Origin of the sequence: Photobacterium sp. CCB-ST2H9 (assembly GCF_023151555.2) — a bacterium.
Classification (GTDB): domain Bacteria; phylum Pseudomonadota; class Gammaproteobacteria; order Enterobacterales; family Vibrionaceae; genus Photobacterium.
In genome coordinates, this window is record NZ_CP100425.1 from 2,506,220 (window position 1) to 2,525,445 (window position 19,226).

Annotated in this window: 14 protein-coding genes; 7 read left to right on the plus strand and 7 right to left on the minus strand. The window is 49.7% G+C overall.

What is annotated here, in order from left to right:
• The first annotated feature begins 153 nt into the window (after positions 1–153).
• The 3 genes from L4174_RS11655 (at position 154) to L4174_RS11665 (ending at position 5,480) form a co-directional block, all read left to right on the plus strand.
• Positions 154–1,401, plus strand: coding sequence for a porin (locus L4174_RS11655; RefSeq protein ID WP_248141037.1), 1,248 nt, complete (start codon positions 154–156; stop codon positions 1,399–1,401).
• Positions 1,402–1,436: 35 nt separating this feature from the next.
• Complete coding sequence (locus L4174_RS11660) at positions 1,437–3,851, plus strand: VolA/Pla-1 family phospholipase (protein ID WP_248141038.1); 2,415 nt, start codon at positions 1,437–1,439, stop codon at positions 3,849–3,851.
• A 306-nt stretch (positions 3,852–4,157) separates the two neighbouring features.
• Complete coding sequence (locus L4174_RS11665) at positions 4,158–5,480, plus strand: Na+/H+ antiporter family protein (protein WP_248141039.1); 1,323 nt, start codon at positions 4,158–4,160, stop codon at positions 5,478–5,480.
• Between the two features lie 54 nt (positions 5,481–5,534).
• Here L4174_RS11665 and L4174_RS11670 read toward each other — a convergent pair whose 3' ends face one another.
• On the minus strand, positions 5,535–5,876 hold the full coding sequence (locus tag L4174_RS11670; protein WP_248141698.1) for a Grx4 family monothiol glutaredoxin: 342 nt from the start codon (positions 5,874–5,876) through the stop codon (positions 5,535–5,537).
• Positions 5,877–6,191: 315 nt separating this feature from the next.
• On the opposite strand from L4174_RS11670, the gene sodB reads away from it, so the two are divergent.
• Entirely contained in the window at positions 6,192–6,776 is a 585-nt protein-coding gene (gene sodB / locus L4174_RS11675) for a superoxide dismutase [Fe] (protein WP_248141040.1), read from the plus strand.
• An 82-nt stretch (positions 6,777–6,858) separates the two neighbouring features.
• Here sodB and asd read toward each other — a convergent pair whose 3' ends face one another.
• Together asd and yejK are read right to left on the minus strand one after the other, a co-directional pair.
• Positions 6,859–7,974 (minus strand): aspartate-semialdehyde dehydrogenase, encoded by a 1,116-nt coding sequence (gene asd, locus L4174_RS11680; RefSeq protein WP_248141699.1) that lies wholly within the window; start codon positions 7,972–7,974, stop codon positions 6,859–6,861.
• 700 nt (positions 7,975–8,674) lie between these two features.
• The gene (gene yejK, locus L4174_RS11685; protein ID WP_248141041.1) at positions 8,675–9,688 is read right to left on the minus strand and encodes a nucleoid-associated protein YejK; all 1,014 of its coding nucleotides are present in this window, start codon (positions 9,686–9,688) and stop codon (positions 8,675–8,677) included.
• Between the two features lie 76 nt (positions 9,689–9,764).
• On the opposite strand from yejK, the gene L4174_RS11690 reads away from it, so the two are divergent.
• Together L4174_RS11690 and L4174_RS11695 are read left to right on the plus strand one after the other, a co-directional pair.
• Positions 9,765–9,983, plus strand: coding sequence for a YejL family protein (locus L4174_RS11690; protein WP_248141042.1), 219 nt, complete (start codon positions 9,765–9,767; stop codon positions 9,981–9,983).
• A gap of 35 nt (positions 9,984–10,018) precedes the next feature.
• The gene (locus tag L4174_RS11695; protein ID WP_248141044.1) at positions 10,019–11,890 is read left to right on the plus strand and encodes a DUF3413 domain-containing protein; all 1,872 of its coding nucleotides are present in this window, start codon (positions 10,019–10,021) and stop codon (positions 11,888–11,890) included.
• Positions 11,891–11,948: 58 nt separating this feature from the next.
• Here L4174_RS11695 and L4174_RS11700 read toward each other — a convergent pair whose 3' ends face one another.
• Positions 11,949–12,224, minus strand: a complete 276-nt coding sequence (locus L4174_RS11700; RefSeq protein ID WP_248141046.1) for a hypothetical protein — start codon at positions 12,222–12,224, stop codon at positions 11,949–11,951.
• Between the two features lie 394 nt (positions 12,225–12,618).
• Here L4174_RS11700 and L4174_RS11705 point away from each other — a divergent pair, with 394 nt between their 5' ends.
• Entirely contained in the window at positions 12,619–14,121 is a 1,503-nt protein-coding gene (locus L4174_RS11705; RefSeq protein ID WP_254589084.1) for a sensor domain-containing diguanylate cyclase, read from the plus strand.
• On the opposite strand, the gene L4174_RS11710 is transcribed toward L4174_RS11705, so the two are convergent.
• The 3 genes from L4174_RS11710 to L4174_RS11720 all read right to left on the minus strand — a co-directional run bounded on the left by L4174_RS11710 (position 14,108) and on the right by L4174_RS11720 (position 19,077).
• Positions 14,108–16,072, minus strand: coding sequence for a DNA topoisomerase III (locus L4174_RS11710; RefSeq protein ID WP_248141050.1), 1,965 nt, complete (start codon positions 16,070–16,072; stop codon positions 14,108–14,110). The genes L4174_RS11705 and L4174_RS11710 overlap by 14 nt on opposite strands.
• Before the next feature lie 317 nt (positions 16,073–16,389).
• On the minus strand, positions 16,390–16,938 hold the full coding sequence (locus tag L4174_RS11715) for an NAD(P)H nitroreductase (RefSeq protein WP_248141051.1): 549 nt from the start codon (positions 16,936–16,938) through the stop codon (positions 16,390–16,392).
• A 123-nt stretch (positions 16,939–17,061) separates the two neighbouring features.
• A complete protein-coding gene (locus L4174_RS11720) occupies positions 17,062–19,077 on the minus strand; it encodes an NADPH-dependent 2,4-dienoyl-CoA reductase (protein ID WP_248141052.1) in 2,016 nt (671 codons plus the stop codon).
• Positions 19,078–19,226: the final 149 nt, after the last annotated feature.

A 19,226-nucleotide genomic window follows, 5' to 3' on the forward strand; every position in this document is an offset into this window, starting at 1 on the left:
AAACCTCTGTTCAGGCATAAAACGACCTGTTACATATGGTTAACATTAGTGTATCGAATCCTTATACTGCACCGGTATGAGCAGATTCACCTTTCCTTCATGGATTGAAGAACGCGAAGCAGATAAATAATTAACAACAAGAGAGGCAGCATAATGTCCAAAAAGTTTCATGTTACCGCACTCGCCGTGGCCGCCGCGCTGACGTCCCTCCAGGCTCAAAGTGCCGGTTTCCAGGTAGGCGAGCACTCAGCCAGCGGACTAGGCCGAGCTTTCGCAGGTGAGGCCGCAATTGCAGACAACGCCGCAGTTTTAGCCCGTAACCCGGCTGCATCGACCATGTTCAAAGAGCGCGCAATTTCTGGTGCCTTTAGTATTGTTGACCCGGCGATTGATGTGGAAAGTGTCGACCGCGATCAGATCGCCAATGACATCGCACCTCCGGGCTTTGTACCTGCGGGATACTATATTCAGCCCATCAATGACAAGCTGGCATTTGGTCTGGGAATGTTCTCAAACTATGGCGTTACGACAGACTACAGCCCAGCTTTCCATGCAGGTTCACTTGCAGGGAAAACATCTCTGATTACCGTAAACTTCAATCCGAGCCTTGGTTATCGTGTGAATGAGCAACTGAGTCTTGGGGCGGGGATCAGCGCAATTTATGGCAAAGCTGAACTGAACCGCCATTATGGTGATCTCGCACTTGCTGTCCCAGGTGCAGACCCAACTGACAAAACTATTCGCATGGAAGGGGACAGCTGGGGATTTGGCTGGAATGTCGGCGCTCTCTTTGAGCTGGATGAAGACAACCGCTTCGGCCTGAGCTATCGCTCACGAACAGACCTGGACTTTGACGGCGATTTCACCGATTACTCCGGCCGTATTACCGGCACGCCAAACAACAAAGTCCCGGGCGATCTGACCGTTGTCCTTCCGGCGATTGCTGAATTTTCTGGTTTTCATCAGCTCAATTCGCAATGGGCTGTCCATTACAGTGTTCAATGGACCCAGTACAGCAAATTTGAAGAGCTGCGCGCAACCGGCAGTCAATGTACTCCGGGTTATAACAACAACGCTGGCCTGTGTCTGCTGAAAGAAGAAGATTATGACGACGCTTTCCGCTACGCGATTGGTACCACTTACACCATCAATCCGGAGTGGACAGTTCGTGGCGGATACGCATACGACGAGCAAGCAGGTCAGCCAACACTGAGCATTCCTGATACTGACCGTAACTGGTTCACGGCTGGTGCCACCTACAACGTCAATTCAAAATTGTCTGTTGACGTTGGTATCGCCTATCTGATCGCTGATGAACTGACTTTCACCGAAGATGACATCAAGTTTGAATCCAGGGGCGGTGCAATTATTGGTTCCGGTCAAGTTAACTACCGTTTCTAAGCCAGTTGCTCTCAGTTAAAAATTAGGGATTAAAAATGAACAAAAAATTACTCGCCCTGCTGGTTGCTTCCAGCTTTGCACTTTACGGTTGTGGTGATGAACAAGGCCTGAGCGGTTCTCCGACGATCGATCCGGATATTAAAAACAGCCTGAGTGCTGAAACAAAAATTGATTTTAATTTGCTCTCAGAAAAAAAAATCGTCATTACACCGAGCTATATGGCGATGGATCTGCCTGACGGTACTCTCAAAACAGAAAGTAAAGCAGCTTCCGACGTGAACGACCTCGGTGATCCTGCAGTGGCCTGGGGTAAAACAGATGGCTGGAGTACCACTCAGCCAATCATCATCAACTTTACCGGGAATGATCTGGCAGCAGAAACGGCGGCAGACAGTTTCTACTTGATTAAATCCGGTGATCCAACAAACTCGTCTGACACCACGACACCAGAAATTCTGTCGGCAGCCAACGGAGACTTTGTCGTTACCGCTTCCGGAAAAACACTGACCGTCATTCTCACCAAGCCTTTAGAGCCGGCCAGCAACTATATGTATGCGGTCACTGAAGATTTAAAAGATGCCAAAGGCCAGCCCGTGGGTATGACCAACTCATACGCTGTGATCAAAAATATTGGCCAAGTTCCTGACCCGCTGTTGAAAAAGCCTCAGGCCATCACGCATGCTGTTGAAACAACAATGGCGACAGTTGCCGGTGTGCAGAAAAATAAAATTATTTTCTCAAACTGGTTTACCACGGCTTCGGTCGGTGAAGTGCTATACGCTGCAAAATCTGCTTCAGCATTGGCGCTCAAGTTTGGTGCAGGCAATATCTGGCATGGCAGTGCCATCGCTGATGGAATCAGTCAGTCAGATTTGAACGAAATGTTCCAGATGACAGTACCTACCAGCTCCGGTACGACTAGTGGTGGTAATCTGGTGTACACCGGAACGATCAAGCTGCCTTACTTCCTGGAAAAAGATCCAACCAAGTTCAGCAATACGCCATGGCAAAGCGCGATGCCGAGCCTGGCAAAAATCTCTAACATTCTGAGCGAAGGTTCTGATGCCGATAAAGCAACGATTGCTCAACAATTAGCTGCTTTAGAGATCTCAACCGATGATCTGAAAGCGGTGAAAACCGATCCGGCAACACAAGTGCGCGTACTGAAAGCTTTGACTGGTGCCACCTTAACCAAAGCAGATGGTTCTCAGCTGGATACAGAACGACTGATTACCCGCTACAGCCCTGTGCCTAAGCTAAAGGCTGTAGATACTGTCGAGTACACATTAGTCTTGCCATCAAATACGGCAACCTGCGCAACCGGCACAAGTACAGTGTCCATCTATCAACATGGTATTACCTCGACGAAAGCGACAGTCACAGCGTTGGCCGATAGTGTCATTGGGGCAGGTTGCCAAGCGATTTTTGCCATTGATCATCCATTACATGGTACCCGAGGCATTGGTGGTAAGAGTGCTTCTTCAGGTAACCCGGAGATGTATCTGAACCTTGCTTCACTCACTGTCGCCAGGGACAACATGCGCCAAAGCACCATTGATGTGCTAAACCTCCGTGCAGGTGTTGCGCTGGTCTTTCAGAAACTGGGAACAGCGATTCAAAGTGGTGACACTGCGACTATTGCCGCCATGGGACCACTGGCAAGACTGAACCCACTCAGTAAAGTTGGTTTTGTCGGCCATTCATTAGGGGCAATCACCGGCATTAATGTCGCCGATGCAGCCAACAGAACCCTGAACGACGCAACCGGTGATGCTGCCTATGCGATCGATAAAGTTGCACTGGCTAATCCGGGCGCCGGGATTCCTTATCTGTTGCTGCAGTCGGGTCAGTTTGGAGACTTTATCAAGGGTTCTTTGCTGTACAAAGCAAGTGCAGACTTCCAGAAGTTCTGCACAGATAATTCACTTGCAGATGCAGCAGCTTGTTTCAAAGCATTTGAAACCGCTTTGGTCAACGCAGGGGATCCAGCAGGCGCTCTTGCAAAAGCCTATGCTCAATTCAGCCAATTTGCTTACGTTGCTCAGGGCGTACTGGATACAGTGGATCCAATCAACACTTCTCTGCAAGTGTCCGCCGATTTACCGGTCTACCTAACTCAGGTTGAAGATGATTCCACAATTCCAAATCTACTGGCACAACCAGGTACTGCCGGTTCTGTCGTCACAGGCACCAGCATCTTGCTGCCATACTCGCCGTTTGGCGGAACGCTGCCGCTGTTGCAGACAATGAGCCTTGTTCCGACAACCGCGTCTATCAACGGTCAGACCGTGCGAAATGCAGTGCTGTTTGATAATACAGGTTCACACAGTTCGCTTTTGAACGGTGATGGCTTAACGAATGAAATGCAAAGCCAGATCAGTTCATTCCTGAACGGTGATGGCACTGTAATGACAGTTACTGACAACTCACACATCAATTCGGCGCCATAATTGTTGATATGTGTTTCTTTTCCAAAGGCCAGCGCTCGCTGGCCTTTTCTTTATCCGTGAATGAAAAATGAATAGTCCGGCAAGACATGTCCGCCGGATATTCTGCCTGAAATCTGACAACCAAGCGGTTTCCTGTCCTGCTCATGATTGCTGCATGATTATCTGGGGCTAAAAACCCTACCTTGAGCACAATTTTTTCTCGACATGTATGAAAATTTCAGCAAACTAGACGGCCTGCTCGTTGCAGTTTGAATAGAATGATTATTCACTTATGCAATCACACGAATTCAAAATGGAAGTAGTTTTATGAATCCTGTCGTTATTTCCGTCTGTGTCATGCTGGTGCTGGCGCTGATGCGAGTCAACGTCGTGGTCGCACTGACCTTCAGTGCCATCCTCGGCGGACTTGTCGGAGGGCTCTCCCTCACAGATACCATTGCAGCCTTTGAAGGCGGCCTGGGCGGTGGTGCTACTACGGCTCTCAGCTATGCCATGCTGGGTACTTTTGCTGTCGCCATCTCCCGTTCAGGCATTACCGATGTCCTGGCACAAAAAGTCATCAAACGGATCAGTGGTCACCACAATGCCGCTGCGGCGACAGGTGTGAAATACTCAGTACTGACAATTTTGCTGCTGCTGTCTATTTCGTCGCAAAACGCCATTCCGGTACACATTGCTTTTATCCCGATTGTAATTCCCCCTCTGCTGCATGTGTTTGCCAAACTGAAACTTGATCGCCGTCTGATCGCCTGTGTACTGACTTTTGGTCTGGTCACCCCTTACATGGTTCTCCCTGTTGGCTTTGGCGGAATTTTCCTCAACAATATCCTGCTGAAAAACCTGCACGACAATGGTCTGGATGTCGCTGCCAGCCAGGTGCCCTACGCGATGATTCTTCCTGCTGCGGGCATGCTGTTTGGCCTGTTGCTGGCAACTTTCGTCAGCTACCGCAAGCCGCGTGAATATTCAGAAGAGCAAATCCTTGCCAGTGAACCGGAGCATGCCGAAATCAACATGCAACATGTCTATGTTGCCATGATAGCCATCGCTGCAGCACTGGGTGTGCAACTCTACAGTGGCTCGATGATCATCGGGGGACTGGCTGGTTTCATGGTGTTTACTGTTGCAGGCGTGATCAAATGGAAGGAAACCCACGATGTGTTCACCAAAGGTGTTCACATGATGGCCATGATCGGTTTCATCATGATTGCCGCAGCAGGATTCGCTTCAGTCATGAAAGCTACCGGTGGTGTGGAAACGCTGGTCAGCTCACTGGCACATGCGATTGGCGACAATAAGAGTCTGGCAGCGCTGCTGATGCTGGTTGTTGGTCTGCTGGTCACCATGGGCATCGGTTCTTCATTCTCCACCATCCCGATTCTGGCGACCATTTATGTTCCGCTGTGCCTGAGCTTTGGTTTCTCACCACTCGCAACCGTGGCACTGGTCGGTACTGCAGCCGCACTGGGTGACGCAGGTTCACCAGCCTCAGACTCCACTCTGGGTCCGACAGCTGGGCTCAACGCAGACGGTCAGCATGAGCACGTCTGGGATACCGTGGTGCCAACTTTTATCCACTACAACCTGCCGCTGATTGCCTTCGGCTGGATCGCATCGATGATCCTGTAACCGGATACAAAAAGACCCCGCACTGGCGGGGTCTTTTTTTTACGCAACGCAATCTTATTCAGACGCTTCTGCGCTGTCACGACGTTCAGCCGCTTCTTTGATCAATGGCTGCAGTTCACCTTTCTGGAACATTTCCAGAATGATGTCACAACCGCCAATCAGCTCCCCTTCAACCCACAACTGCGGGAAAGTTGGCCATTGCGCATAAATTGGCAGCTCAGCACGAATATCCGGGTTTTGCAGGATATCAACATAAGCAAACTTTTCACCGCAAGCCATCAGTGCCTGAGAAGCCTGTGAAGAAAAACCGCAGCTTGGCAGTTTTGGTGATCCTTTCATGTACAACAGAATTGGGTTTTCTGAAATCTGTTGCTTGATTTTATCGATGGTTTCCATAGCTTCCTCTAACGGCATCAGCTCTAAAGTAAGTGTGATACCCACATTCTACTTTGTCACGGCAAGGAAAAAAACGCCTAATACAATTGTGGTTAAAGCTTATACTTTCTGAACGTCTGCTTGACGACTATTGCCCATGATACGCTTTTTCTTCCTGAGTACTTTTAATAAAGAAAAAACTTGCTAAAATGTTTTGCAAACACACAAGCCAATCGCTTGTATACAATAACAGACATCTAAAGTGAGGTAGGCGTAACCTACCAACGGAAGCAATGTCGTGGGAAAACCCACACCATCAATATGGAGAATCGAGTAATGGCATTCGAACTACCTGCTCTACCGTACGCGAAAAACGCACTTGAGCCACACATCTCTCAAGAAACTCTGGAATATCACCACGGTAAGCACCACAACACCTACGTTGTGAAACTGAACGGCCTGATCGAAGGTACGGAGTACGCAGATAAATCTCTGGAAGAGATCATCAAAACTTCTACTGGCGGCGTTTTCAACAACGCAGCTCAAATCTGGAACCACACGTTCTACTGGCACTGCCTGAGCCCAAATGGTGGCGGTGAGCCAACTGGCGAAGTTGCTGACGCAATTGTAAAAGCGTTCGGTTCTTTCGAAGACTTCAAAGCGAAGTTCACTGATGCGGCTATCAACAACTTCGGTTCTTCATGGACCTGGCTGGTGAAGAAAGCTGACGGTTCTCTGGATATCGTCAATACTTCTAACGCAGGTACTCCGCTGACTGAAGCTGGTGTGACACCACTGCTGACCGTTGACCTGTGGGAACACGCTTACTACATCGACTACCGTAACCTGCGTCCAGACTACATGAACGCATTCTGGGCACTGGTAAACTGGGAATTCGTTACGAAGAACCTGGCTGCTTAATGCTGCTCACCCATCGATGAGTATAAAAAAGGCCCGCACAACAGTGCGGGCCTTTTCTTTATCTGACGAATCAGTCTTTGATTCAGGCTTTTTCGGCCAGGATAATACGCAGTGTGCGACGCAGCGGTTCAGCAGCACCCCACAGCAGCTGGTCACCGACCGTAAAGGCATTCAGGAAATCATCACCCATCGCCAGTTTACGTAAACGGCCAACCGGTACAGACAGCGTCCCCGTCACTTTCGTTGGAGACAACTCCTGCATCGTGATATCACGCTCATTCGGAATCACTTTGACCCAATCGTTATGAGACGCAATGATGCCTTCGATTTCATCCAGCGGAACATTCTTCTTCAGCTTCAGGGTCAGCGCCTGGCTGTGACAGCGCATTGCACCGATACGAACACAAGTCCCGTCAATCGCAATCGGGCTGTTACCAGTGCCGAGAATCTTGTTCGTTTCAACACCGCCTTTCCACTCTTCCTTGCTTTGACCATTGTCACGCTTCACATCGATCCAAGGAATCAGCGAGCCCGCCAGCGGTACACCAAACTCAGAAGCAGGGAAATCAGCTGAACGCATGGTTTGCGCAACTTTACGATCGATATCCAGAATCGAGGTCGCCGGATTAGCAAGCTCACTGGTCACGCAATCGTTGATCACACCCATCTGGCTGATCAGCTCACGCATGTTCTTCGCACCCGCACCGGACGCGGCCTGATAAGTTTGTGAAGTCATCCACTCAACCAGACCCGCCTGGAACAGACCACCCACAGCCATCAGCATCAGGCTGACCGTACAGTTACCACCGGCAAACGAACGAACACCGGTGTGAATACCTTGCTGAATCTGATCAAAGTTGACCGGATCCAGAGTGATGATCGTTTGATCATCCATACGCAGCGTCGAGGCTGCATCAATCCAGTAACCTTTCCAGCCTGCCTGGCGCAGTGCCGGATAAACTTTCTCGGTATAGCTACCACCCTGACAGGTAATAATGGCATCCAGCTTCTTCAGCGCTTCAATATCGAACGCATCCTGAAGCATTCCCGCATCTTTACCGAAGTTTGGCGCAGGGATACCCACCTGAGAGGTTGAAAAGAAAACAGGTTCAATATGGTCGAAATCTTTTTCTTCCACCATACGTTGCATCAGTACGGAACCGACCATACCGCGCCAACCGATCAAACCAACTTTCATCATAGTTTGCTACACTCCTTGTTGACATGATTGGGCACCTCCAAAAACAATGACGGAGAAAAGCCACACGCATGCATCTGGTCAAATAAAGGCCCTCAGTCACACACTGACAGCCGCATACATTTCAATCACGCTTTAAAAAACAACTTCATGGCAGATTTTGAAAAAACCAGCAGGATAAACAGCTGATACCATGAAACGAAGATAGCTAAATACCATAAAGCAAAGCCCCTACCAACGCAACAAAATGCCCCAAATAACCTGTATCAAAGCAACCAGAAGTCAGAGCATGATGAGAGATTCAGTATTTACAGAGCATTTCGCTCAATGATGACAGACCAGCTGGCTTTTCATACCAGTTCTCCCCGGGAATCCACACCAAATTCACTGAAATAAGACTTCTTTCATTTTCATCAGACTTCTGACATCCATCACCAATAAATCTGATTTTTTTTATAGTCTTTTAAAGACTTGGCATTGAATCCGAATCAAACCTGAAATAAACACAAATTTACTGTATCTCTGTCACCAGACTGACTGACATACAGAGTTACACAATTCTTAAACAAAAAAGCAGAGATTCCGGCAGGCAGACTCGAAAACTGAGTCAGTATCCAACACAGTGAAGTGGCATGGTGAAGTTCCTGAAATCATCGTCTTCAGAATGACGGCTGCACTGATTACAGCACAGCCGCCGTTTTCAGTTGTCGCTGTTCAGCCGACGCTGAAGCTGATCTTTCAGGTTTGGCGGAGTGCCTTTGATCGTCAGGGTATCTGTTTCTGCATCGTAAAAAATACGCTCACCCAGCAACATGCTGTCAAAATTGATAGTCAATCCGCCACCGGAGCCAACAAACTTCGTCAGTTTACGCATCGCCGATCGGTCTGCCGGGAAGGTCTCCTCAAGTTCATATCCCTGATTTGAAGTGAACTGATAAAAATCCACACCTTCATCTGAAGCAGGAAGTTCGCCCGCAAGCTCTTTGATCGCAACCTCTTCACCCGATTGCAACTGGCCATTACAGTAATCATAAACTTGCTTGCGGTACTGCTGCTTCTCTTCTTTGTCCATCCGGGAATCAGCACAAAAATCTTCAACCGCCTGCATCAGTACCTGATTCTGCACTTTCACATCCAGACCAACTTCCGCCTGCAGGAAATCCAGAAAAAAGTCTGCGACTTTCCGGCCGACACGCCCCTTGATAAACGTCAGGTAGCGGTTACATTCTGGATCTGTCTCCCAGGATGACAAATCAATTCGGGCCACAATTTCCATTTTGCTGACATCCAGATAATCTGTCGCGCTAATATCCAGTTGATCAGTCACTTTCATGCTATGGCAGGTCGGCAGCAAGCCGATAAACAAATAATCAGTCGCCAGCGACTGGTACTGTGCCAGCACTAAAGTACCTGCATCAGCAAAAGGGTATTTCACTAATTCAGACTGAAGACGCTGCGCCGACTGGTTCGAAAACGACAGAAAATCCAGGTCACCCTGGCGGTATTGTTTCAGCCAGAAACCAAATTCGCTGTCCTCAGCAAAGCGCCCAAAACCTTTGGCTCCTTTGCTGCTGTAAACACGGTGCAACTCGGCAACCAGTTCTGTCGTGGTGTCGGAATGTTCTAGCTCCTGTTCTCTGAGCTGAACGGAGAGCTCATCCTGACCATTCTTCAGGAACTGATGCAGGATGACGTTTGAAAGCGTGAGACTCATAATGGAAAAGTTTTTCAGTAAATCTAAAGTGTAGGGTATTATAAGTCGCTTTCTTCACCATAAAACAAGACCTGATATGCCAATTACATCAAAATACAGCAATGAAAAAGTGGAACAAATCCTTGATGATGTGTTCGAAGTGTTTGAAAAGCACGGCGCATCTGCAGAACTCGCACTGATGATTGTTGGTAACGTCGCAACCAATATTATCAATGCTGATGTTCCGGCCTCCCAGCGTGAAGCAATTGCTGAAAAATTCGCCCAAGCTCTGCTGACTTCAATCAAGAAAGATTGATTCCGGCACCAAAGAGAGAAGAAGAACACAGGTATATGGTCGCCAGCGGAAACAACTACAAAGAAACCGTGTCCCAACTGATCAGCTGGGGACACTGGTTCAGTTTTTTCAACATCATCGCCGCCATGCTCTTGGGCACCCGGTATATCGTTCATTCTGAATGGCCGGAAACGCTGTTAGGGCAACTCTACCTGGGGCTGAGTTGGGTTGGCCACTTCGGTTTTCTGGTTTTTGGCTTCTATATCCTGATTCTTTTTCCAGCCAGTTTTCTGATCCCCTCTCAGCGTTTGATGCGATTGTTTGCGGTGCTGGTTGGAACCGTCGGCCAGACAGCGCTGCTGCTGGATACCCATGCCTATCAAAGCCTGGAGCTTCATCTCAGTCCGCTGGTCTGGGATCTGCTGCTCAGTGGCGAGCGAACCGACCTCAATGCCCGCTGGCAATACCTGTTTATTGTGGTGCCAGCCATTTTTCTGTTACAGCTGTTCCTGTCTGAATGGCTGTGGCGCAAACTTCGCAAACTCACCCGCAAACATGTGGGTGTGCCAATTGCAACTGTCTTTGGCTTATGTTTTCTGACCAGCCACCTGCTCTATATCTGGGCCGATGCCAACCTGTACCGCCCGGTCACCGCACAACGATCCAATTTTCCGCTCTCATACCCGATGACGGCCAAATCCTTTATGGAACGCCACGGGCTGCTGGACAGACAGGAATATACCCGCCTGCTTGAAGAGCAAGGCGTTGAAAACAGTGAAAGAATTCGTTATCCGCTGAAACCGCTTTCGTTCAGCGATAAAGGGACAGGACAAAATGTGTTGATCATCATGGTCGACGGATTGCGCAGCGATATGCTGACACCTGAGACCATGCCTTATCTGTCGGCGTTTGCTCATCAGAACCTGAACTTTTCGGATCACTACAGCACCGGAAACGACAGTGCTCTGGGCACATTTGGCCTTTTCTACGGGCTTCCCGGTGTCTACAGCAACAGTATTCGGGCAGAGCACAATCAACCGGTGCTGCTGGATACATTGAATAAGCGGGGTTACCGGTTCGGGCTGTTCAGCGGTTCCGGTTTTGAAGATGCTATCTATCAGCAGGCAATATTCACTCAGGCACAGCTGAGCCAAGCGATGGCACTGAACGGTGACACTCAGAACGATCAAACTGCGATTGCCAATATGAAATCCTGGCTGAGCAAGCAGGTTGCAGACAAACCCTGGTTTGGCTATTTAGAACTGACTTCTGTACAAAACTATGAAGACGCCAGTGCGGATTATCAGGCAAGGTTCACCCCTTCCCTGACAGAAACCAAACCCGGAAAACACTCCGGCACGACACCAGATCAGTTGCTGAAAAATTCATACCGTAATGCCGCCTATCATGCAGATGAGCAGATCATTAAGGTTTTCGACAGCTTGATTGAGCGTGATTTACTGGATAACACCGTTGTCGTGATTACTGCCAATCACGGAATGGAATTTAATGAAACGGGTACCAACTCTTGGGGCTCGGGTACGAACTACAGCCAGTACCAGTTAAAAGTGCCACTGATCATTCACTGGCCGGGCAGCCGGGCTGCTGAAATCACGCGAGCCACCAGCCATCTGGATATTGTACCGACCCTGATGGAGACTTTGCTGAACACGACGACAGCGCCAGAGTTCTACAGCAGTGGTATCAGCCTGTTTGATAACAGCGGCAAACGACGCTGGGTCCTGGCAGGTAACGGAACTGATATCGTTGTCGTTCAGCCGGAAAGTACAACAATCGTTGATAAATATGGCAACTACACCGTGTACAGTCCGGATTACAAACTCAAGGATGACGGCAAGCCAAAACTCTCAACGTTAATGCAAGTCATGCATGAGCTGAAGCGGTTCTATCAGCCTGTCTCCAAGTAACTTGCAAATGAGCTGAAAGAAAGGCTGCCACGGCAGCCTTTCTCTCTTTTGTGCGGCGTTAATGATAATCCTGGTTACTGGCATAGCATTGTTCGTAGCCATCGTTCCATCCGTTTGCATATTTGTTCTCTTTTTTCATTCTTTCCGGATCCTGACGAAAGCCGTTGATATACGTCGTTGCTTCTATCTTTCGACTGTCGCACCCGTCCTGATAGCCATCAAGATAGTTCCGTGCGAATCCAAGCTCCGCCAGCTGATCATGGCGGGTCTGGCTACAGGCAGATAAAAATAGCGGTATCATCAACCATAATAAAAACACATATCGTCTTTTCATGTTCTCACCTGAGTGGATTGACGAATCAAAAAATCCCCTCTGATAAAATTAGTGAAACGGCTTAATGGCACTTGTCTCAATATTGACATTTTGAGATCTATGCAGGTTTCAATTCTGCGATTTTATCCCTATCCTATTGATAATACTAAAATCAATGACTTCCGTTCGAGTGTCATTTTTTGTACTTCAAAGACCAAAATTTATTTGTCATGTTCACATTATTCCTGCAACAAATATTTCATAAAAAACATTTTTTCCGAGATGCTGCTTAAAACAATGATTTTCTATACAACTATTTTTTTCTATCTGCCCTTCTGTCGCAGGTCTTTGACCCATACTTGCATATCAGCTTCACTACACATTCAAAATACCCTTAAATTGCGGCGAAGACGGAATGGATTCCTTTTACCAAACTTATTTTTCACTATGGCAGACCAGTTCGGACGTCCCGGAGGCCATTGAAAATCTCTTGACGCTGTTACGCCAAAATTTTCATGCTGAATCCTGCCAGCTGTATGTAAAAACAGCATCAGGCTGGCAATACTTTGCAGGTTCCGCACCGCATCTCAATCCGCTCCCGATAGAGAATGAGCTGGACCTGTCTGAATGGCTGCAGCCAACAAAACCTTTTTATCAGAACAACACCGGGCTCTGGCTGCCATTGCATCGACATCAGCAGGCCATTGGCCTACTGACGGTTCAATTGCCAACTCAACCACAGCCGCTCGACCCTGAATACTTTGTCCCCCTCGCCGTCCATCTGAGTGCGGAAATTGACCATCATATTTCCCGGGAATGCCTCTCCTCTTCACATCAACCACTGCTCAATATGCTGCAAGGATTACACGACATTTCCTTCATGCTGTGGCGGGCCAACAGCCTTGATGACCTGCTGTTCAAAGCCGTCGATCAGGGTAAGCAAGTCTTGCAAATTGACCGGATTGCGATTTTCCTGCTCACCGGTGAAAACAAAATGAAAGGCACCTATGGCACCGATATCCAGGGCAATACGGTCAAAGAAGACTATTTCGAGACCTCAATTCCTTCGCTTTGGTATAGCGATCATCCGCAAGCACTACATGGATATCTGGCTATCAAAAACAACACCCCGCTTTACCATGATTTAAAACCTGTCGGCAAAGGATGGAGTGCCTATACCTCATTGTGGGACGGTGACCGGCGGGTCGGCTGGATTGCATACGATAATCTGGTCACCGGGAAACCGCTGGCTGATTATCACTCACATATCCTGAAGCAATTCAGCTTTATTGTGTCCCAGCATCTGGTTCGCAGGCAGGCAGAAGAAAGTCTCAGTCAGCTCAATACCGAGCTGGAGCAAAGAGTCTCTGACCGAACGCAACAATTACAGCAGCTCAACTGGAAGCTCGAACACACGTGTCGTCAGGACCCGCTGACTCAGGTCCCAAACCGTCGTGTTTTTGATCAGACGCTTCCCCTGGAATGGCGGCGGGCAAAACGTCACCGTCTGCCCGTTTCGCTGCTGATGATTGATGTCGATCACTTTAAAAAATTCAATGACAGCTATGGTCATGCCGCCGGCGATCGCTGTCTGAAGCTGATCGCGACGAAGCTGGCTTCACAGGAACGCCGGGCAGGGGCACTTTTTGCGCGTTACGGTGGCGAAGAGTTCGTCCTGTTACTGCCAGGCCAGAATGCACAGGCAGCAGTTGTGGCCGCCGAGAAAACACTACATGCAGTCAGAACACTTCAGATTCCGGTTGACGAGCACCAGTTCAGTCATGTCACTGTGAGTATTGGCGTCAGCAGTATTGTTCCGGATAGCCAGAATTCAGCTGATTTACTTTTCAGTCAGGCCGACCGCGCACTCTATCAGGCCAAATCATCCGGACGTGACAGCTACTTTATGTTCGGCTAGGTTGACTGCGGCCCTTTCCTTTTTTGCTCCGGCCCGAGCTTTTATATTTCCGTCCCTGACTTTGTCTTCCCTGAGGTGAAACGGCCTGAAGACCACGCAGACTGGGTGGTACCTCCCCCTGCTTCACGCTGTCCATCATCTGCTGGATCTGCTGCTGAAGGGCTGCCATAAAGGGCTGATAGGCGCACTTTCGGTCCGCCATATCCTGTAACTGATGTTCCCAGTTCGCCGTCATATCCGGATAAGTTGCTTCATCGGGTAAAGCGTACACCAGCGCTTTTCCCGCCTCCGAAGCGTGAATACTTTTCCCCTGACGGAAAAGCAGTTGCCTTTTGAATAAAATTTCAATAATTCCGGCTCGTGTCGCTTCAGTGCCCAAGCCATCTGTCTCTCTCAAAATTTTCTTCAGCGACTGATCTGCGACAAAACGGGCAATCCCTGTCATTGCCTGCAGCAGTGTTGCTTCAGTGAAATGTTTCGGTGGTTCCGTCACCCGGTCTTTAATTTCACCATCGGTGCAGATCAGTTCTGTGCCTTTCTCCAGCGGCGGCACTTTTTCGGCCAGATTCTGATCATTGTCTGCATCTTCTTTGCCTTGCAGGGCTTTCCAGCCCGACTGCATCAACTGCCGGCCTCTGGCAATAAAGATCCCGCCAGCAATCGTAAAGGTCAGCTTTGCTTCTGCGTACACAGCCGGCGGGTAAAATTGCATCAGGTATTGCCGGGCGACCAGCTGATAAACCTTCGCTTCCCAATCGCTGAGTGAATTAGGATTTACAGCCTTCGGCGTCGGGATAATGGCATGGTGCGCATCCACTTTACTGTCATTCCATGCTTTCGAACGCAAAGACAAATCCGCGCCCTGCACTTCACCCGCCATTCCGGGTACTGTCGAGGCCACCGCCTTCACCACATCTGCAGCCTGACGGTAATGATCATTCGGCAAATAACGACAATCTGAACGCGGATACGTAATCACCTTATGTTTTTCGTACAGAGTCTGGCAGCAAGCCAAAACATCCGCCGCACTCATTCCGAAGCGACGGGCTGCATCAATTTGCAGCGCTGAAAGCGAATATGGCAGCGGCGGTGCCTGTCTGGTTTCTTTCCGTTCAGCATCCGATACCAGCGCAGGCTGACCCTGGATGCGGGCCACCACATTTTCACACAGTTTTCGATTGAGGATACGCCCCTCTTCATCCTGCCAGGGTTCACAGGCTTTACTCGGTTGCCAGCGGGCACGAATGACGAGGTCCTGATAGGGGATCAGCGCATACACATCATAAAATGGCACCGGAACAAAATTTGTAATCTCATCGTCCCTGCGTGTCACCAGGCCGAGCACCGGCGTCTGAACCCGGCCGACCGACAGCACCCCTTTATAACCACCACGTTGTCCCAGCAAGGTATAAGCTCTGGACATATTCATGCCATAGAGCCAGTCGGCCCGGGAGCGGGCCAGTGCAGAAACGGAAAGCGGGATAAAATCTTTGTTGTCTCTGAGTTGTGCCAGCGCACGTTTAACCGCTGCCGGGTTCAGGTCTGAAATCAGCAAACGCTTCATGGACGCTTTTTTACTCGCAGCCAGCTTAATGTAGTCAATGACTTCATCCACCAGCAGTTGCCCTTCTCTGTCGGGGTCTCCGGCATGAATCACTTCATCCGCCTGTTTCGCCAGCTTACGGACCACACTGAGCTGCTGCCTGGCCGATTTACGCGGTGCCAGCTGCCACTGAGCCGGAATAATGGGTAAATCACCCATATCCCACTTCTTATAACGGGGATCGTAAACATCGGGTTCAACCTGCTCGAGCAAATGACCAATACACCAGGTCACAATATCGCCATTGGCAACTTCGATGTATCCCTGATGGTTTTTATGCGGGCGAGGCAGAACCGCGGCGATTGCGCGGCCAAGGCTGGGCTTTTCGGCAATGTAGATACGGGCCATGAAACCTGATTTGACTGGAAAAAACTCCCAGCACTATAAAGAATTCACCACGCGGAGACAATCTTTACTGGATATAAACCCAGTACCAGTTCACAAAGCCAGCATCCGGATTCATCTGTTTTCGGCTCACCGTGGCATGCTGTAACCCTTTTGAGGCAATACGAATCCCCTGATGAAGTCCGGCATACGCCGAACTTTCTGAGTCTCACTCAATTAAGCGGAAATCAGGTGCCACCACATAGCGGACTCTGTCACCGAAGATCAGGCAAACAAAAAAGCAGCGTCAAACGCTGCCTTTTTGGTCATCCCGCTTTGAATCAGAGGTATTCGACAAACTGTGACAACTCACGTTCCGGTGCTTTCACTTCACGGCAATCTGCTGTGCCCAGATACAGAAAGCCAACAATCATGTCATCACCCTGCACGTCGAGCGCTTCTCTGACGACTGGGTGATAAGCCCAGCTGCCTGTGCGCCAGAAACCCGCGAAACCCTGAGCAACCGCTGCCATCTGCATCGCGTGGGCCGCACAGCCTGCTGAAATATGCTGCTCTACTGTCGGAATTTTTTCACTTGGCTGTACTTTTGCAACGACAGTAATCACCATCGGAGCCCGGAAAGGTGCCTTCGACGCTTTCTCGATGACGGCCTCTTCCGCCTGATCTGCCTTTGCAGCAGCAACCAGAATATCAGCCAGCTTTTGTAAACCTTCGCCTTCAGACACAATAAAACGCCAAGGTGTCAGGGCACCGTGATCCGGCGCCCGCAGACCAGCACGCAGTATATTTTCCAGCACTTCTCCCTGTGGACCCGGGGCTGCCATTTTTGGCAGCGAGCGACGATTCAGCAGCAGCGATAACGCATCCATAAAAAGATAATTCCTTGATGATAACGATTCTTGTTAATTGACATACCATACCCGGCTAACTGAGTAACGACAACAAAAAAGAGGCTCCCGGGGGAACCTCTTTTCATCTGGAACATGGTCTGTTTACAGGCGTGCTGCCAGCTCAGTTCCCTGGCGGATCACCCGCTTGGCATCGACCTCACCGGCAAATTCAGCACCGCCAATCACATGTACCTGAACGCCCAGCGCTTTCAGCGGCTCCGACAGCACCTCAACCGAGGTCTGACCGGCACACAGCACAATATGATCGACTTCCAGAACCCGCTGCTGGCCTTCAACTGTAATATGTAAGCCCTGTGCATCAATCTTGTCGTAACTGACTCCGGACAACATTTCCACACCACGCTTCTGCAGCACTTTCTGATGGATCCAGCCGGTTGTTTTACCCGGTCCTTTCCCCATTTTGCCCGGACGACGCTGCAACAGCCAGACCTGACGTTCACTATGCTCGCTTTGTGGCGGACAGAGGCCGCCGGCATGAGAGATGGTTTGATCAATTCCCCAGTCCTTCAGCCAGCTTTCCAGTGAGGTATCCTGAGGTTCGGTCAGCATACTGGAGACATCAACACCGATACCACCCGCCCCGATGACAGCCACCCGCTGTCCCAGCTGCACTTTATCCCGGATCAGGGTCTGATAATCAATGACCTTATCACTGTCTTCCAGCCCGGGGATCTCCGGAATACGGGGTTTCACGCCGGTCGAGACGATCACATTATCATAACCTTGAAGCGTTTCAGCGCTGACTGCCTGACCCAGCTTGACATGAACACCCGTCTGCTCAAGACGACGGCTGAAATAGCGGATCGTTTCGCGGAATTCTTCCTTACCCGGTATTTGCATCGCCAGATTAAACTGGCCACCGATATAATCATTCTTTTCAAACAAGTCGACGTCAAAACCACGTTCAGCCGCAGCGGTCGCAAATGCCAGACCCGCGGGACCGGCCCCGACCACTGCAACTCTGCGCTTTTGAACCGCAGGTGCCAGAACCAGCTCGGTCTCGTAACAGGCCTGCGGGTTCACCAGGCAGCTCGCGCGCTTGCCAGCAAAAACATGGTCCAGACAAGCCTGATTACAGCCGATACAGGTATTGATGTCATCAGATCGGTTTTGTTCTGCTTTCACCACAAAGTCCGGATCAGCCAGGAACGGCCGGGCCATGGATACCATATCAGCCTGATTCGATGACAGAATCGACTCGGCCACTTCAGGGGTATTAATCCGGTTACAGGTCACCAGTGGAATCGAGACCTTACCTTTGAGCTTTTCCGTCACCCAGCTAAACGCTGCCCGCGGTACCTGGGTCGCGATCGTTGGTACACGCGCTTCATGCCAGCCGATCCCGGTATTTAAAATCGTAACTCCGGCGGCCTCTAAAGCCTGCGCCAACTGAACAACTTCATCATAAGTACTGCCCTGTTCGACCAGATCCAGCATCGACAGACGGAAAATAATGATAAAGTTTTTCCCAACACGGGCACGCACTGCTTTCACTAGTTCGATCGGGAAACGGACCCGGTTTTCATAACTGCCGCCCCATTCGTCGGTCCGGTGATTGGAACGCTGACAGATGAACTGATTAATCAGATAGCCTTCCGATCCCATCAGCTCCACGCCATCATATCCGGCTTCCCGGGCCAGTTCAGAGCTGCGTGCAAATGCATCTATGGTTTTGAGGATCTGGCGGCGGCTCATTTCCTTCGGGGTAAACTTTGAGATAGGTGCTTTGATACCTGATGCACTGACGGCAAAGGGATGCATCGCATAACGACCGGCATGCAGCAGCTGAAGGGCAATTTTACCGCCTTCCTGATGAACGGCATCGGTAATTACCCGGTGTGCTCTGACGGCCCTGCCACTGCTGAATTCAGCACTGAGCGGCGTCAGCCGGCCCCGGAAGTTCGGTGAAAACCCTCCGGTCACAATCAACCCCACCCCACCTCTGGCGCGGGCGGCATAAAATGCGGACAGCTTTTTAAAGCCATCATGAGCTTCTTCCAGACCGGTGTGCATAGACCCCATCAGCACCCGATTCTTCAGCTGTGTGAAGCCAAGATCCAAAGGTGCCAGCAAGTGCGGGTAGGTAACATTGTCCATAGCTTCCCTTTTCTCATTCATTTTTTATAAGGTCAGACCACCTATATAGCATAGGGTTAACGGTCATTCAAACAGCTGTTTACATAATCTCAACAAACATCACTCACCTTCCTGTTTTCGTCCCGTGCTTTTTAGGTCGCAATAAAGCT

Coding starts and splice junctions, on each gene's coding strand:
- asd (WP_248141699.1), bottom strand. CDS start 7,974: ATGAAAGTTGGTTTGATCGGTTGGCGCGGTATGGTCGGTTCCGTACTG.
- L4174_RS11665 (WP_248141039.1), top strand. CDS start 4,158: ATGAATCCTGTCGTTATTTCCGTCTGTGTCATGCTGGTGCTGGCGCTG.
- yejK (WP_248141041.1), bottom strand. CDS start 9,688: ATGAGTCTCACGCTTTCAAACGTCATCCTGCATCAGTTCCTGAAGAAT.
- L4174_RS11655 (WP_248141037.1), top strand. CDS start 154: ATGTCCAAAAAGTTTCATGTTACCGCACTCGCCGTGGCCGCCGCGCTG.
- L4174_RS11700 (WP_248141046.1), bottom strand. CDS start 12,224: ATGAAAAGACGATATGTGTTTTTATTATGGTTGATGATACCGCTATTT.
- L4174_RS11715 (WP_248141051.1), bottom strand. CDS start 16,938: ATGGATGCGTTATCGCTGCTGCTGAATCGTCGCTCGCTGCCAAAAATG.
- L4174_RS11720 (WP_248141052.1), bottom strand. CDS start 19,077: ATGGACAATGTTACCTACCCGCACTTGCTGGCACCTTTGGATCTTGGC.
- L4174_RS11695 (WP_248141044.1), top strand. CDS start 10,019: ATGGTCGCCAGCGGAAACAACTACAAAGAAACCGTGTCCCAACTGATC.
- L4174_RS11670 (WP_248141698.1), bottom strand. CDS start 5,876: ATGGAAACCATCGATAAAATCAAGCAACAGATTTCAGAAAACCCAATT.
- L4174_RS11690 (WP_248141042.1), top strand. CDS start 9,765: ATGCCAATTACATCAAAATACAGCAATGAAAAAGTGGAACAAATCCTT.
- L4174_RS11705 (WP_254589084.1), top strand. CDS start 12,619: ATGGATTCCTTTTACCAAACTTATTTTTCACTATGGCAGACCAGTTCG.
- L4174_RS11710 (WP_248141050.1), bottom strand. CDS start 16,072: ATGGCCCGTATCTACATTGCCGAAAAGCCCAGCCTTGGCCGCGCAATC.
- sodB (WP_248141040.1), top strand. CDS start 6,192: ATGGCATTCGAACTACCTGCTCTACCGTACGCGAAAAACGCACTTGAG.
- L4174_RS11660 (WP_248141038.1), top strand. CDS start 1,437: ATGAACAAAAAATTACTCGCCCTGCTGGTTGCTTCCAGCTTTGCACTT.